The organism is Cloacibacterium sp. DMC96 (assembly GCF_056313765.1).
Genome location: NZ_JBQUZQ010000002.1, coordinates 698,272 through 713,867, shown reverse-complemented (window position 1 = coordinate 713,867; position 15,596 = coordinate 698,272). Strand labels below are relative to the sequence as shown.

General features: G+C 32.7%; 16 protein-coding genes. 7 read left to right on the top strand and 9 right to left on the bottom strand.

The genetic code is table 11. The features are described from left to right. Nucleotides 1-2: 2 nt before the first annotated feature. Both ACT53I_RS12245 and trpS read left to right on the top strand, forming a co-directional pair. Nucleotides 3-644, top strand: coding sequence for a SanA/YdcF family protein (locus ACT53I_RS12245; protein WP_476079869.1), 642 nt, complete (start codon nucleotides 3-5; stop codon nucleotides 642-644). Between the two features lie 90 nt (nucleotides 645-734). Beyond that, nucleotides 735-1,703 (top strand): tryptophan--tRNA ligase, encoded by a 969-nt coding sequence (gene trpS, locus ACT53I_RS12240; protein WP_374450796.1) that lies wholly within the window; start codon nucleotides 735-737, stop codon nucleotides 1,701-1,703. A gap of 133 nt (nucleotides 1,704-1,836) precedes the next feature. Here trpS and ACT53I_RS12235 read toward each other — a convergent pair whose 3' ends face one another. The 5 genes from ACT53I_RS12235 to ACT53I_RS12215 form a co-directional block, all read right to left on the bottom strand. After that, complete coding sequence (locus ACT53I_RS12235; protein WP_476079868.1) at nucleotides 1,837-2,535, bottom strand: YjjG family noncanonical pyrimidine nucleotidase; 699 nt, start codon at nucleotides 2,533-2,535, stop codon at nucleotides 1,837-1,839. A gap of 220 nt (nucleotides 2,536-2,755) precedes the next feature. Next, on the bottom strand, nucleotides 2,756-3,346 hold the full coding sequence (locus ACT53I_RS12230; RefSeq protein WP_213197331.1) for an RNA polymerase sigma factor: 591 nt from the start codon (nucleotides 3,344-3,346) through the stop codon (nucleotides 2,756-2,758). A 175-nt stretch (nucleotides 3,347-3,521) separates the two neighbouring features. Further along, nucleotides 3,522-4,016, bottom strand: a complete 495-nt coding sequence (locus tag ACT53I_RS12225) for a hypothetical protein (protein ID WP_476079867.1) — start codon at nucleotides 4,014-4,016, stop codon at nucleotides 3,522-3,524. A 54-nt stretch (nucleotides 4,017-4,070) separates the two neighbouring features. After that, nucleotides 4,071-5,348 (bottom strand): methionine adenosyltransferase, encoded by a 1,278-nt coding sequence (gene metK, locus ACT53I_RS12220; protein WP_476079866.1) that lies wholly within the window; start codon nucleotides 5,346-5,348, stop codon nucleotides 4,071-4,073. A gap of 219 nt (nucleotides 5,349-5,567) precedes the next feature. Next, on the bottom strand, nucleotides 5,568-6,521 hold the full coding sequence (locus ACT53I_RS12215) for a hydrogen peroxide-inducible genes activator (protein WP_069800253.1): 954 nt from the start codon (nucleotides 6,519-6,521) through the stop codon (nucleotides 5,568-5,570). Nucleotides 6,522-6,715: 194 nt separating this feature from the next. Between ACT53I_RS12215 and ACT53I_RS12210 the strand changes: the two genes are divergently transcribed. From ACT53I_RS12210 to ACT53I_RS12190, 5 genes are all read left to right on the top strand, one after another. Then, nucleotides 6,716-8,200 (top strand): catalase, encoded by a 1,485-nt coding sequence (locus ACT53I_RS12210; protein ID WP_476079865.1) that lies wholly within the window; start codon nucleotides 6,716-6,718, stop codon nucleotides 8,198-8,200. A gap of 123 nt (nucleotides 8,201-8,323) precedes the next feature. Further along, complete coding sequence (locus tag ACT53I_RS12205) at nucleotides 8,324-9,091, top strand: enoyl-CoA hydratase-related protein (RefSeq protein WP_476079864.1); 768 nt, start codon at nucleotides 8,324-8,326, stop codon at nucleotides 9,089-9,091. Between the two features lie 43 nt (nucleotides 9,092-9,134). Then, entirely contained in the window at nucleotides 9,135-9,560 is a 426-nt protein-coding gene (locus ACT53I_RS12200) for a deoxycytidylate deaminase (protein ID WP_371488325.1), read from the top strand. Between the two features lie 63 nt (nucleotides 9,561-9,623). After that, nucleotides 9,624-10,526, top strand: a complete 903-nt coding sequence (gene xerD, locus ACT53I_RS12195; protein ID WP_476079863.1) for a site-specific tyrosine recombinase XerD — start codon at nucleotides 9,624-9,626, stop codon at nucleotides 10,524-10,526. Beyond that, the gene (locus ACT53I_RS12190; protein ID WP_476079862.1) at nucleotides 10,523-11,032 is read left to right on the top strand and encodes an NUDIX hydrolase; all 510 of its coding nucleotides are present in this window, start codon (nucleotides 10,523-10,525) and stop codon (nucleotides 11,030-11,032) included. Before xerD ends, ACT53I_RS12190 begins: the two co-directional genes overlap by 4 nt. A 29-nt stretch (nucleotides 11,033-11,061) precedes the next feature. Here the strand turns inward: ACT53I_RS12190 and ACT53I_RS12185 are convergent, their stop codons facing one another. The 4 genes from ACT53I_RS12185 to ACT53I_RS12170 all read right to left on the bottom strand — a co-directional run bounded on the left by ACT53I_RS12185 (nucleotide 11,062) and on the right by ACT53I_RS12170 (nucleotide 15,476). Beyond that, nucleotides 11,062-11,511, bottom strand: coding sequence for a heme-binding domain-containing protein (locus tag ACT53I_RS12185; RefSeq protein WP_476079861.1), 450 nt, complete (start codon nucleotides 11,509-11,511; stop codon nucleotides 11,062-11,064). A gap of 43 nt (nucleotides 11,512-11,554) precedes the next feature. Further along, nucleotides 11,555-13,174, bottom strand: a complete 1,620-nt coding sequence (locus tag ACT53I_RS12180) for an Ig-like domain-containing domain (protein WP_476079860.1) — start codon at nucleotides 13,172-13,174, stop codon at nucleotides 11,555-11,557. Between the two features lie 37 nt (nucleotides 13,175-13,211). Next, entirely contained in the window at nucleotides 13,212-14,465 is a 1,254-nt protein-coding gene (locus tag ACT53I_RS12175; protein WP_476079859.1) for a serine hydrolase domain-containing protein, read from the bottom strand. 81 nt (nucleotides 14,466-14,546) lie between these two features. After that, on the bottom strand, nucleotides 14,547-15,476 hold the full coding sequence (locus tag ACT53I_RS12170; protein ID WP_476079858.1) for a 2-hydroxyacid dehydrogenase: 930 nt from the start codon (nucleotides 15,474-15,476) through the stop codon (nucleotides 14,547-14,549). Between the last annotated feature and the right edge of the window lie 120 nt (nucleotides 15,477-15,596).

Genomic DNA, 15,596 nt, shown 5'->3' with positions numbered 1-15,596 from the left:
GAATGAAAAAATTAAAAAAAATAATATATTTTGGTCTGATTTTCTTCGGAATTTCAGTCCTTTTTATCTTTTGGGCAAATTATAAAATAGAATCTGAAACCAAGGATTTAGTTACTTATGATATTCAAAAACTACCCAACGAAAAAGTGGGTTTACTGCTCGGAACTGGCAAATTTTTAAAAAATGGATGTAAAAATCTCTATTTTTTCAACAGAATAGATGCCACCGAACAACTCTATAAATCGGGAAAAATACAATATATTTTGATTAGCGGAGATAATTCTACAAAAAATTACAGCGAACCAGAAGATATGCAAGCTGAATTGATAAAAAGAGGAATCCCAGCTGATAAAATCGTGCTGGATTTCGCAGGTTTTAGAACTTTAGATTCTGTAGTGAGAGCTAAAGAAATTTTCGGACAAAATTCTTTCATCATCATTTCACAGAAATTCCACAACGAAAGAGCAATCTTTCTTGCTAGAAAATACGGAATTGAAGCCTATGGTTTTAATGCAAAAGATGTGAATAAATACTTCGGTTTCAAAACCAAAATAAGAGAATACTTTGCTAGGGTTAAAGTTTTTGTAGATTTTACATTAGGGATTGAACCTAAATTTGGTGGAGAAAAAATTTTAATTAAATAAAAAATATTAAACTTCAAGAAATTTCTTGAAGTTTTTTCTTTTCCGTAAATTTGCAGCTCTTAATCTTAACCTTTACCTCAACCTAAAAATATGTCAAGAATTTTAACCGGAATACAAGCAACAGGAACTCCACATTTAGGAAATCTTTTGGGAGCCATCATTCCTGCCATAGAATTATCTAAAAAATCTGAAAACGAATCGTTTTTGTTTATCGCAAACATGCACTCTTTAACTCAAATTAAAAATGCAGAAGAACTGAGACAAAACACTTACGAAATCGCAGCAGCTTGGTTAGCTTGCGGTTTAGATACCGAAAAAACTTATTTCTACAGACAAAGTGATATTCCTGAAGTTTGTGAACTTTCTTGGTATTTATCTTGCTTTTTTCCTTTTTCTAGATTACAATTAGCGCATTCTTTTAAAGATAAAGCAGACCGTTTAGAAGATGTAAACGCTGGACTTTTTACGTATCCTATGTTGATGGCGGCAGATATTTTATTGTATGATGCAGAAATCGTTCCTGTAGGAAAAGACCAGTTACAGCATTTGGAAATGGCGAGAGATGTAGGTGCGAGATTTAACAATCAAATGGGAGAAATTTTCGTACTTCCACAAGCTGAATTGCAAGAAAACACGAAATACGTTCCGGGAATTGATGGACATAAAATGTCTAAATCTAGAGGAAATATCATCAATATTTTTCTTCCAGAAAAGCAATTAAAAAAACAAGTGATGGCTATCGAAACAGATTCTACTCCGCTAGAAGAACCGAAAAATCCTGACACTTGTAAAGTTTTTGCCATTTATTCTTTACTCGCTAATGAATCTCAAATCGCAGAAATGCGTGCTAAATATTTGGCAGGAAATTACGGTTATGGTCATGCTAAAACAGAATTATTCAATTTAATTCTTGAAAATTTCAAAACAGAAAGAGAAAAATTCGATTATTACATGAACAATCTTTCTGAACTGGACGCTAAATTGCAAGAAGGTGCAGAAAAAACCAGAAAGATTGCCGCAGAAACTTTAAAAAGAGTAAGATTAAGCTTAGGAATGTAAAAATTTCCCGCAGTTTACGCTGACAAAAAAATTTAAATATTATATAAAAAATGCTTCAAAAAAATTGAAGCATTTTTATTTTAGAAAAGCTTTTATAAAGTTTTACCTTAAATCTGCTGAATCTGCGGGAATTTTATAGAAAGTTTTTAATTTCTTCCAAATTTTGAATGGTTTTCAGACCTTCCTCAGATTTATCTTCTTTTAGCGCATCAAAGAAAATAATATCTAAACCAAAATTCTGAGCTCCTTTTACATCTGCAACCCAGTCATCTCCTATGAAGATAGATTCTGATTTTTCAGCATTGGCTAAATTCAAGGAATATTCGAAAATTCTTTCGTCTGGCTTCATAGCATGAGCATCTTCTGCACTCGTTACGGTTTCAAAATATTTTTTAAGTCCAGATTTTTCTACTTTTCTGTTCGTCACTTCATGGAAACCGTTAGAAACTACGTGAAGTTGATACCCTTTCTTTTTTAAATATTCTAAAACTTCGATGGTTTGCGGAATCAATTCATTGAAATTGATGATTTCGTCTAAGAAATGTTTCTCGAAATATTGCGCTAATTGTTCGTCATCTATCCCGAAATGCAAAAAAGTATCATAAAATCTATGTTTTCTCAAGAAATCCTTATCAATAATTCCGTCTCTAATTTTCACCCATAAATCTTCATTGATTTCATCATATTTAGCATGAAATTCATGAAAAAGGATGTTGTATTTTTCGGAAATTTCTTTTCTTTGGAACAATTCTTCTAAGGTAAGAACTGCATTTTTACGGTGATCCCAAAGTGTATTATCGAGGTCAAAAAAAATGTGCCTTATGTTTTTCATAGGGCACAAATTTAAGTAAAATAAGCGGTTTATTTAATTTTTAGAAATGATAAATTTCTTTTCATTTGAAGTTAAAACAGCTATACTTTTAGAATAATTTAATAAAAAATTTACTGTTGATTTTTTAGGATTCAAAACAGGATTTTTAAGAGAGTAATTATTTTTCATAGGCTAAAAAATTCGTTTTTTACAAGAACGGAACTATTTGGCCTTTATTGTATTACCTCGTTAAAATTATTTGATTTTCTTCCATAATTTTTCTCATGTTAATCAGTGCATAACGAACTCTACCCAGTGTAGTATTGATACTCGTATTGGTTTGCTCTGCAATTTCTTTGAAACTTAATCCATCAAAAAATCTTAATTTGATGACTTCCTGTTGGTTTTCGGGTAAGAAAACGAGCATTTTCATCAGGTCATCATAAATTTGATTCGTAATTAATCTTTCTTCGATATTTTCCTCTGTTTCTTTAAGCAAATCAAAAATAGAAAACTCTTCGTTTTCATAAGTTGTTTCAGAAACTTTTATGTGCTTAGATTTAAGGCGATAATGGTCTATAATAAGATTGTGCGCAATTCTTTTTGCCCAAAGAATAAATTTACCATCATCATTATATCTTCCTTCTTTTAGGGAAACAATGATTTTCATAAAAGTATCTTGAAAAACATCATTAGCGAGTTCTTCATCCATCAATTTATAGAAAATAAACGAGAAAAGTTCTTTTTGGTGTCGTGAAATAAGAATAGAAAGTGCATTTTCATCACCTTTTTGATATCTCGAAATCAGCAAACTATCAGTATGTGTTTCCATAACTTTAACTTCATTATTATGAAACAGACTAACAAAAGCTAGCTATTTCTGGTTTTTACAGTTTATTAAATGAAGTAAAGTTTGCTCAATAGGCGATTCGATTTACGTTTTGTATGACAAATTTATAAAAAATGTTAAATATTCAAAATAATTTTTCAAAAAAATCGTTGTTTGCTTATTTATTTTTCTTTGATTTACTGAAAACAACTAACGGAATATTAACCGTGAAATTTAAATTAAGACCTTCCATTACTCTATCATTCAACTGGCTATTTCCTAGCTGAAATGCGTAACCACAAGTAAAATCTATAATTCCGAAAAGGGAAATTCCAGCTTTTGGTGCCACAAATTGAGGTGTAATTTCTGTACCTGCAAGAAAATAATAAGAATGCTGTATATCTACGTTTTTTTCGAAGTTCAATAAAATATCTCCTTGAAATTTAGGCAAAACCGCAAATTCACCGTTTACTTTTCCCATCAAAGCAGAACCAGAAACTCTGTAAAGAACATTATCGTTCTTTAGAAAAATGAATTTTGCTCCAACTTCTCCAAAGTTTGAGTTTTGATATTCGTAACCTGCAAAAACCATCGGATGAACCGTAACCTGCGATTGCGCACGAAATCCAATGAAGAAAATACTGAAAAAAAATATATGTTTAAGAAATTGCATTCTGAAAATTTTTGTAAAAATAAGAAAACCGTTCATTTCTGAACGGTTTATTGATTATAAGTTGAAGACTTTCTTAATATCTTCTACTCTGTCTAGCTTTTCCCAAGTAAAGAATTCTAGATTATCGAGTGTAATTTCATTTTTTTGACCTTTATTGAAAGTCTTGCTTCCTACATAGTAATCTCTTCCCATGTGTCCATAAGCTGCTGTTTCTTGGTAAATAGGATTTCTCAACTTCAAGTTTTGCTCAATTGCGTAAGGTCTTAAATCAAATAATTCTTGAACTTTTTTCGCTAATTCTCCATCATTGATTCCTACTTTAGAAGTTCCGTAAGTATTAATAAACAAACCACAAGGTTCTGCAACACCAATTGCGTAAGAAACCTGAACCAAAACTTCATCTGCAACTCCTGCAGCAACTAAATTTTTAGCAATGTGTCTTGTTGCATAAGCAGCACTTCTATCAACTTTTGAAGGATCTTTCCCAGAGAAAGCACCACCACCGTGAGCTCCTTTTCCGCCGTATGTATCTACGATGATTTTTCTACCAGTTAAACCAGTATCACCGTGAGGTCCACCAATTACAAATTTTCCAGTTGGGTTAATGTGGTATTTAATTTGGTCATTAAACAATGCTTGGATTTCTGGCTTTTGCTGAGCGATTACTCTAGGCATTAAAATTTCTATGATGTCTTTTCTAATTTTCGCTAACATTTCTTCATCTTCTGCAAAATCATCATGCTGTGTAGAAACTACAATAGCGTCTATTCTTTGTGGTTTATGATCATCTGAATATTCAATTGTTACCTGAGACTTCGCATCTGGACGAAGATATTTAATCTCTGTTCCTTCTCTTCTGATTGCTGAAAGTTCTCTTAAAATAGAATGCGCTAAATCTAATGCAAGTGGCATATAATTTTCGGTTTCATTGGTTGCATAACCGAACATCATTCCTTGGTCTCCTGCTCCTTGAGCATTTGCTTTCTCTTCAAAAGATTCTCCAGATTTTCTATCAACTCCTTGATTAATGTCTGAAGATTGCTCATGAATTGCAGAAATTACACCACAAGAATCACCATTAAACATATATTCACCTTTGGTATAACCTATTCCATTGATGACTTCTCTAGCGATGGTCTGTACATCTAGATAAGCTTCTGATTTTACTTCTCCTGCTAGTACAACTTGTCCTGTAGTGACTAAAGTTTCACAAGCGACCTTAGAATTTCTATCATGAGCTAAAAAATTATCGATAAGCGCATCAGAAATTTGGTCTGCTACTTTGTCTGGATGTCCTTCTGAAACAGATTCAGATGTAAATAAATAAGGCATATTATTATTTTCTTTTTAAGGATTAAAACAGAAAAAAATGGAAGGCAAACCTTATGAGAACTAAAAAGAAGAAATCTGTTTTAGCATTTTTTATTGAGGTTGCAATCAGTCCAAATTTTTCCTCTAAAATTTGTTGGGCAAAATTACAGAGTATTTTATTAATATCAAAATACTTAGAAAAAAAGCTCCTCAAAAATTTGAAGAGCTTCTTGACAAAAATTATTGTGGTTTTATTTTTACAAAATCTTGTGGGAATTGGGTATAATTCAACTTCGGTTCTAGGGAAGTTTTAATAGATTTCACCAATTCGTCTAGAATTTTTTGTTTGTAAGTAGGTTTGTAATAAATCATGCTGATTTCTCTACTTGGGAAAGGCTTTTTGAAACGGTGAATTTTATCTTTTTGATTTTCCTGAAGCTGTGACACTGCTAATTCAGGCAACACAGTTAAACCGCCTACTTTATCTACCATTTGCACCAAAGTATTAATGTTAGACGCCATGAAATCAAGATTTTTAGGCTTCAGAGAGTTTTCTTTAAGGTTGCAGATATTTTCGAATTGTGTTCTTAAGCAGTTTCCTTCTTCTAAAAGCCAAACTTTATTCACATCTACATCTTCTGGCAAGATGAATTCATCTTTATTATCATTCGCAATTTTATCAGCAGAATATACCATCAACTCTTCATTGAACAAAAAGTCGCTGAAAAACTCTTCTGCATCAGAATAAGGCGTAGAAATAATCCCTGCATCTAATTCTCCTGATTTCAGTGCTTTAATAATGTTTTCAGTGGTCATTTCTTTTACATTCAACTCAATTTTTGGGTTTTTAGAAAGAAAATCAAAAATTTCTGTTGGCAAAATAAAACTTGAAACGGTAGGAATAATCCCTAAGTTAATTCTCCCAGCAAGAACATTGTTTAAAATGCTTGCTTTGTTTTTCAATTCCATTACAGAATCTACTACTACTTTTGCTTGATCAATAATTTGCGCACCAATATCTGTAGTTCTAATAGGATGGGTAGTTCTATCGAAGATTTTTACTTCCATCTCATCTTCGAACTTCTGAATCATTGCACTTAAAGTAGGTTGGGTAATAAAACAAGCTTGAGCAGCTTTTCCGAAGTGTTTATATTTATCTACTGCGATAAGATATTCTAATTGTTGAATATTCATTTGTAGGGTACTTATTTATAAATTCTATTACAAATATAGAGAAGATATGCGAGAAAAAATAATATTTCTACATGATAGACGTCATGCGTTGAATTCTAATTTTTAATTGATTTTATAAATAAAACTGCTCTCAATTTTTCCTCTCAAAATTTATTTTTTATTTGTTACTTTGTTATCCAGAAAAAACAACCATCATGAGTAAGAAGCTAACCAATTCATCAGGAATACCGTATTTTGAACATCAAGATTCTCAAACGGTTGGAGCAAGAGGACCTGTTTTGTTGCAAGATTTTATTCTACAAGAAAATCTAGCGCATTTTGTAAGAGAAAGAATCCCAGAAAGAATTGTTCATGCAAAAGGAACAGGCGCTTACGGAAAATTTACCGTAACTCACGATATTACAAAATACACCAGAGCCAAATTATTTTCGAAAGTAGGAAACACTTGTAGAATGTTTGCTAGATTTTCTACTGTAGGAGGAGAAAAAGGAAGCGCAGATACAGCAAGAGATCCTAGAGGTTTTGCACTAAAATTTTATACAGAAGATGGAAATTGGGATTTGGTAGGAAATAACACCCCCGTATTTTTCATCAAAGACGCTAAAAAATTCCCAGATTTTATTCATACTCAAAAAAGACACCCAAAAACCAACTTGAAATCTCATACCATGATGTGGGATTTTTGGAGCTTAAATCCAGAAAGTTTACATCAAGTTTTGATTTTGATGAGCGACAGAGGAACTCCTTATGGTTATAGACATATGCACGGTTTTGGTTCTCATACTTTTTCGATGGTTAATGATAAAAATGAGAGAATTTGGGTGAAATTTCATCTAAAAACCAAACAAGGGATTAAAAACTTCACCGATACAGAAGCTACTAAAATGGCTGGAGAAAATCCAGATTTTGCACAAGAAGATCTTTGCAATGCTATAGAAAATGGTGATTTCCCGAAATGGACCATGTACATACAAGTAATGACCGAAGAAGAATCTAGAGAATTTAAATGGAATCCTTTTGACATTACTAAAGTTTGGCCACAAGCAGAATTTCCATTAATAGAAGTCGGTGAAATGGAACTCAATGAAATTCCAAAAAATTATTTTGCACATGTAGAACAATCTACTTTTTCGCCAAGTAATTTGATCGATGGAATTAGTTTTTCGCCAGATAAAATGCTTCAAGGAAGATTATTTTCTTATCCGGATGCTCACAGATACAGAGTGGGCGTAAATGCACATCAATTAGAAGTTAACAGATGTCCTTTTGCAACTCATAATTATCAAAGAGACGGATTTATGGCAGATTCTAGAGACTATGAAGACGCACCGAACTACCATCCTAATAGTTTTGACGACATAAAACCTGATCCTTCTTACAAAAAATTTGAAGAGGAACTAGACAGCAATCGTGTAGCGCATTTCGATAGAAATGAAAATGATAACGACCATTATACACAGCCAGGTCTACTCTACACCAAAGCGATGAACCAAGAAGACAGAACTAATTTGGTGAATAATATTATTGGTCACATGAAAAAAATTGGCGGCCCGAAAAGAGATGAAATCATCAACAGACAATTGTGTCATTTCTTCAGAGCGAATGTAGAAATGGGAATGAGAATTGCGGCAGGACTTCAAGTAAAACTAGACGATGGAATTATGAACCACGCCAAATAAGAACAAACTTATACCAAACTTAAAAGAGTCAAGCATATAAGTGTTTGGCTTTTTTGTATTTTAGGCCAAAAATTAGTTATTTTGCACTTATCCTAAAAATCGTAAATTTAATACTACTCTACCATGAATTTCCAAAATATTCTCCTAGAAAACGAAGGTCAAATTTCTACCATTACCATTAATAGACCACAGAGTTTAAACGCTTTAAATGGATCTACTATCAGTGAATTGAGCGAAGCTTTATCTCAGCTAGAACAAGATTCTAATTGCAGAGTCATCATCATCACAGGAAGTGGCGAAAAATCATTTGTAGCCGGAGCAGACATTAAAGAGTTTTCTGATTTCGGTCAAGACAAAGCAGAGGAATTAGCCAGAAACGGACAAAATTCGCTATTCAATAAAATAGAAAATCTAAGAAAACCTGTTATTGCCGCTGTAAATGGATTTGCATTAGGTGGTGGTTTAGAACTTGCGATGGCATGTCACATAAGATATGCTTCAGAAAATGCAAAATTAGGTTTACCAGAAGTTACTTTAGGTCTTATTCCTGGTTATGGAGGCACGCAAAGATTACCAAAATTAGTAGGAAAAGGACTTGCGAATGAAGTGATTTTCTCTGCTAAAATGATTTCGGCGAGTAGAGCAAAAGAAATGGGTTTGGTAAACGAAGTTTTTAGTGTAGAAGAATTATTACCAAAAACGAAAGAATTAGCAACCCTTATTTCTAAAAATTCACCACAAGGAATATCTAAAGCCATTGCTGCAGTGAATGCATCAGATTCTGCTGAAGGTTATGAATTAGAAATTAAATCTTTCGGAGAATTATTCGAAATGGAAGATAAAAAAGAAGGCGTTTCTGCATTTTTAGAAAAAAGAAAGCCTAATTTTTAAAAAATTCAGAAAAAAGTAAGAAGCTAATTTTAAAAATTTTAAAATGAATCACAATAAATTTGACTTGGCCTATCTTAAGATGGCTAAAGAATGGGCAAAACTTTCTTACTGTGAAAGAAAAAAAGTAGGCGCACTCATTGTAAAAGACAGAATGATTATTTCTGACGGATATAACGGAACTCCTTCTGGTGCAGAAAATTGTTGTGAAGACGAAGGCGGAAAAACGCATTGGTATGTGCTTCATGCAGAAGCAAATGCCATTTTAAAATTAGCTTCTAGTACTCAGTCTGCAAAAGGTGCTACTCTTTACCTTACACTTTCGCCGTGTAAAGAATGCAGCAAACTTATATTACAATCTGGCATTAAAAGGCTAGTTTATATAGACCAATACTCAGACACAGAAGGATTAAAATTTTTAGAAAATTCTCAAGTAGAAGTTCTTCAAATCTCTGAGGAAAATCTCAAATAAGACAGTTTAGCATGATATTTGCATGCTCATCTGCACTTAAAAACACAATAAAAACAAACACAAATGACTTGGAATGAAACGATTGAGAATTTTTCACATTTTCTCAAATTCGAGAGGAATTTCTCTGACAATACTTTAGATGCATACATACGAGATGTGAAGAAACTAAAAGCTTTCTCAGAGGAAAAACTAGATAACACTACTCCCGACAAAATAACTTTTGAAAACTTACAAGAATTTCTCCTTCATCTTACCAAAGAAAAAATTAGCGAAAGAACTCAAGCAAGAGGAATATCTTCTATTAAATCTTTTTTTAAATATCTTATCGAAGAAGAAATCAGAGAAGATAATCCTTCCACACTTCTTGAAGGTCCAAAATTAGGCTTATATTTACCTGATACGCTGAGCTTCGAAGATGTAGAAAAAATCATTAAAGCCATCGATTTAAGCACTGATTTAGGCGTGAGAAATCACTGCATCATAGAAGTATTGTATGGTTGTGGCCTTAGAGTTTCTGAATTAATAGAACTTAAAATTTCTGATGTTAATTTCAAAGAAAACTTTATAAAAGTAGAAGGTAAAGGTAAAAAAGTGAGATACGTTCCGCTTGCTAACTACACTGCCAATCTTATTTTGAACTACATTAATAATGTAAGAGCAAACAATAAAATAGGCAAAAAATATGAAGACCACATCTTCCTAAACAGCAGAGGTTCTTCTATGTCTAGAGTGATTGTATTTATCATCATCAAAGAATTGGTAGAAAAGGCGGGAATCAGAAAAAGTATTTCTCCCCACACTTTCCGTCATTCTTTTGCTACTCATCTTTTGCAAAACGGTGTAGATTTAAGGTTTATCCAAGAAATGTTGGGACATTCTAGCATTACCACCACAGAAATTTATACCCATTTAAAAACCGAAGAATTGCATGATGTAATTCTGAAATACCACCCAAGAAACAAATGAAACACTTAAAATATTGCCCAAAGTGCGGCCAAGAAACGCTGATTTTTGATGGAGAAAAGAAATTTTCTTGTGCACAATGTGATTTTGTGATGTATCAAAATATCGCAGCCGCAGTTGCAGTATTAATAAGATGCGATGATGAATTATTACTGACCAAGAGAAATCAAAATCCTAAAATCGGGAAACTAGATTTGGCGGGCGGTTTTACAGACCCAAAAGAAAGCGCCGAAGAAACTTGTGCTAGAGAATTAAAAGAAGAATTGGGAATAGAAATAGACCTCAAAAATTTAAAATTCGTGGGAAGTCTACCCAATGTTTATCATTACAAAGAAGTAGACTATAATACTTTGGACTTATTCTTTGAATATCAAGTGGAAGAAAAAATAGAAATCAAAAAACTAGAAGCTCACGAAATTTCAGAAACCATTTGGGTGAAAATTTCAGAACTCAATCTTGAGGAAATCGCTTTCGATTCGCAGAGAAAATTTTTAGAAAATTATCAATAAAAAAAGCTCCTTTCGGAGCTTTTTTAGTTTTAGTATTGACCAGATTTTTGTAATCCTTTAAAATAATCAATCAATATTTTTCTTTGAGCATCAGTAAGATTAGCTTCTGGATGCATCGGAACATAACCTTTAAATGGCATTTCTTTACGCTCTATCGTTTCAATGATTTCATCTAAAATGTGGTCTTTTTGATCCTTGTTATACGTCATCCATTCAGAGAAATTCACATTTTCTTTGCCTTCATTTACGTGATGCTTAATCGACCACGAAATAGGAGCAATGTAAGCATAACTAGGATATTTCACCTCGTTACTATGACAATCGTAACACGCATTTTTCAGCATTTCGGTTACATCTTTCGGAGTTTTGAGCACCTCTACAAAATTCTGTTTCGGGTCTACAGGTTTATTGGTTCTGTCGATAGGAATAAGTTGTATCAAAATTAAAAAAACAACGATTCCGATGAGTACTTTTTTCATTTGAATATATATATAAGTTCAAAATATTCTAAAATTTTACTTTTTAATGATTGGTAAGTTCCCAATCTTCTTTTATTTCCCAGAGTGGTCTTACATTAATTTCTTTTTCAAAAATGTAAACGTCTTCAGCAGCGATATTTTGCGCAAAATCTGCTTCGTCCCAAAATCCATTTCCATTATTATCTACTCTAATTCTGGCAATATAAGTCGCTGGTTTCAAATTTTTAAAGGAAACTTCAGATTCATTGGTGAATTGAGAATATAAAATCTCGCCTTTTTCATTGGTCAATTCTACCCAAAATTTAGCCGTAGGTTTATTTTTAATCACAGCGGTGAAGGAACCATAATTTTCTGGCTTATCAATCTCAAATTGAAATTGGAAGGATTTATCATTACTGCTATAATAAGAAGAAACGGTTTCTTTTGGAATCGTTAAAACATATTTTTTCGTAGGTTTAAAACTAGAGTTCACCAGAATTTTAAACGGATTTTTCTCTGAAATTTTCGCAGTGAAATCTTGTGCAATGCTATCGCTTTCCAGTTTCCAAGAAGAAGTGTTGAGATTTTCTATGGGCAACGATGTATTAATGACAAAGTTATTTTCTGGCGCGATTAAATTCCCTGCTTCATTAGAAAGTTTAAATTCATCTTTCACCGCTTTATAACTTACGGAAATGGTATCACTAATCGTAGGTGTAAAATAACTTAATTTCACTTGCTTAGAAACAGTTCCACCCAAATTACTCTTCTCTGCATCAAACCAAATATTCACAGAATCCGAACGTTTTACATGCGTTACTTTGAAATCTTTCAGTTCTTCTGAAAGGGATTTTACGTCTACCGTTTCCGGATTTCCTTCAAAAGTCATTAACAAACCACCATTGATGGCTTTACTTTCTTTGTATTTTACCACTTTTTTAGAAGGGTAAAGTTTCAATTTTAGACCTCTTACACTTGTGCTGTCTAAGGTAATTTTTTCTTTCAAAAAAGAAACTTTTTCTTTTCCTGCATCGTAAACAGAATTTTGATTTTCGTCATCAAAAGCTATAATTACAAATTCCCCTTTTGGTAAAAAATTGAGTTCAAAATAATTTTCTTCGTCTACTTTGGTAATATAATCGGGTTTCTGTTTGTAGTCTAGATTTTCGCCTGCTTTATAGAGTCCCACTACCATTTTATTGTCTTTTGCCGTTTGATTTTCTTTGATGAGCGTCATGGCATCTTTCACGGTTCCGCTCACGAAAAGGTCATCTATTTTATCTCCAGTAGAAAACGCAAAATTAAAATAAGGCAAAGGATTAGACTCATTATTGTCTACAATGGCATTTCCAAAATTAAAATTATAGGTAGTATTCGCTTGAAGCGTATCTTCCCACTGTATCAAAACATATTTATTCGCCAGATTAGAAGGAATGACTTTTTTAATTTTCTTAATCGGTGGCGATACATTGAAATTTTTATTAAAATCTTTCAGCATTACATATTCATCAAAATCCAGCCTCAATTCCTTTACCGTTCTAGAAACATTTAATCGAGTAGTATCTATATTAGAGCCTAAAAATTTAGGAGCCAAAGAATCTCTAGTACCGCCATTTGGTGCGCCAACTCTAGCACACGAAAAAAGCAACAGATTAAGCAGAAGGAGAAAAATTATTTTTTTCATTGATGAAATTTGAGCAAAATTAAGAAATATGCGTTAATTATTCGGTAGATTCTGCCGCAGCATCGTGATTCTCTTTTGTAGTGTCTATTTCCTTGTTCATGAGTTTATTCAATTTTTCTCTTTCTAAAGGAAAATCTTCAAACAATGAAGAAAGCGTGAGCGCAGAATACACTCTTCTAGAAAACTTGTTCCCAAGAGCAATAATCGTGACTTTAGATTTTTGTAAATGAACAAAAGCGGTATTGCTTCCATGCCACCAACCATTATGAAACGTAAGTTTTTCTCCGTTGTCAAAAACTTTCATTCTAAAACCAATTCCATAATTGTTTACGCCTCTTCTTTCATTACTGTAAGGTGTAAAAATAGAATCTTTAAGACTTTTTCTCAAGAAATTTTCGGCGTACATCGCTTTTGAAAACTTAAATAAATCTCTTGGCGTGGTGTAGCAGTTTTTGTCACCATAAATCCCATCTAATTTATCTGTAGGATACAATCTGTTTCCTTGATAATAAAAAGATTGAGTAGCTCTGAGAGAATCTTTTTGCTGAAAAATATAGGTATGTTCCATTCCTAATGGTTTGAAAACGATTTTCTGCATCGCCAAAGGAAAAGGATGTGCAGTAACTTTTTCTACAATCAGTGCAAGAAGCGCATAATTGGTATTGCAATACATAAAGCCAGTGTTGGTATTTCTTGCCAAATCTGGTTTGTACTGAATAAGTAAATTGAGAACTTCTTGGTTGGTGAAATATTTATTTTTAGGTTTAAGTCCTAATTTCTCTATGAAATATTCGTATTTCGGTAGTCCACTTCTGTGATTCAGCAAGTGAATCACTTCTACTTCTTTGTATGGGAATTTCGGAAAATAATGGGTGACTTTATCGTGAAGATTTATTTTTCTGGCTTCTACCAATTTAAGAACTGCCATCGCGGTAAGCGATTTAGAAATAGAAGCGATATGAAGCGGAACATCTTTATTGATGGGAACTTGATTATTTTCTTTGGCAAAACCTCTATAGCTTTCGAAGAGAATTTTATCACCTTTTGCCACGAGAAAACCTCCGCTCAAATCCCCTTTTTCCCAAACTTTATCATAGTATTGCTGAATGGTATTAACCACATTTTGTTTATTCTGAAGTCTAGAATCTTCTGCAGTAAAGACATTTTCTACATCAACATTTCCGTAATTAGGCAAACCATTTTCATTCTCTTGTTGAAAAAAATTAAATTCTTTTTTACAAGAAATCAAGGTCAATAAAAGGATAAGAATTACTACAATTTTCTGCTTCATCTTCTGATTAATTATTTAGGCGTGGCAATTTAACATTTTTTTGAAGCAGTGTTTTATGATTGCGGTAATATTAAGATTTTTTTAACAGAATTGTTGCACGATTTTATCTACGATAAATTGCGCCAGTTTTTCTTTGCTTTGATGCGTCCAACCTGCAATGTGTGGTGTAACAATTACTTGGTCTGACTCTAAAAGAAATTGCAAATCCTCATTATTTGTTTCCAAGTTTTCGAAGGAAGATTTTTCGTATTCTAAAACATCTAATGCTGCGGCTTTTACTTTACCAGATTTTAGAGCATCTACTAATGCAGAAGTTTTCACATTTTTTCCTCTTGCGGTATTAACCAAATAGAAATTTTTCTTCATTTTCGAGATAAAACCCTCATCAACTAAATATTCCGTTGAAGCATCTAGAGGAATATGCAAACTAAGAATATCTACGCGTTCTTGTAATTCTTCTAAGGAAACTTGCTTGGCAAATTCATCTTCTAAATTTGGCAAAATATCATAGAAAATAATTTCCACGCCAAAACCAGAAAGTCTTTTGGCGGTAGCTTTTCCCATGTTTCCGTAGCCAATAATTCCAAACGTTTTTCCTAATAATTCATCACCTCTGTTTTCCTCACGTTTCCAGATTCCGTTTTTCACTTCTTCTGAAGCAATGAACAGACGATTCATGAGAATCAATAACATCGCCACTACATGTTCTGCTACTGCATCTCGATTTCCTTCTGGGGAATTAATCAAAGAAATTCCTAGATTTTTGGCGGTTTCTAGGTCTATGTTTTCCATTCCTGCTCCTACTCTCGCAATGAATTTGAGATTTTGGGCATTTTCTAGAAAATTTTTATCAAGAGGAATTCTGCTTCTGATGATAATTCCATCATATTGATTGATTTTCTGCAAAACCTCATCATAAGACGAAGTAAAATCTTCTTCCAAAACAAAACCTTTTGCTAGAAGTTGCTCGGTAATTAATGGATGATTGCTATCGAGAAGGAGAATTTTCATTTTTTTTTGAAATGGTAAAATTGTTGATTTGCAAAACGTAAAATCGCTTATTGCCAAATTCTTAAAAACTTTAAAACTGTAATTTCACAGTTTTACAACTTAACGAATCAACGACTTTAC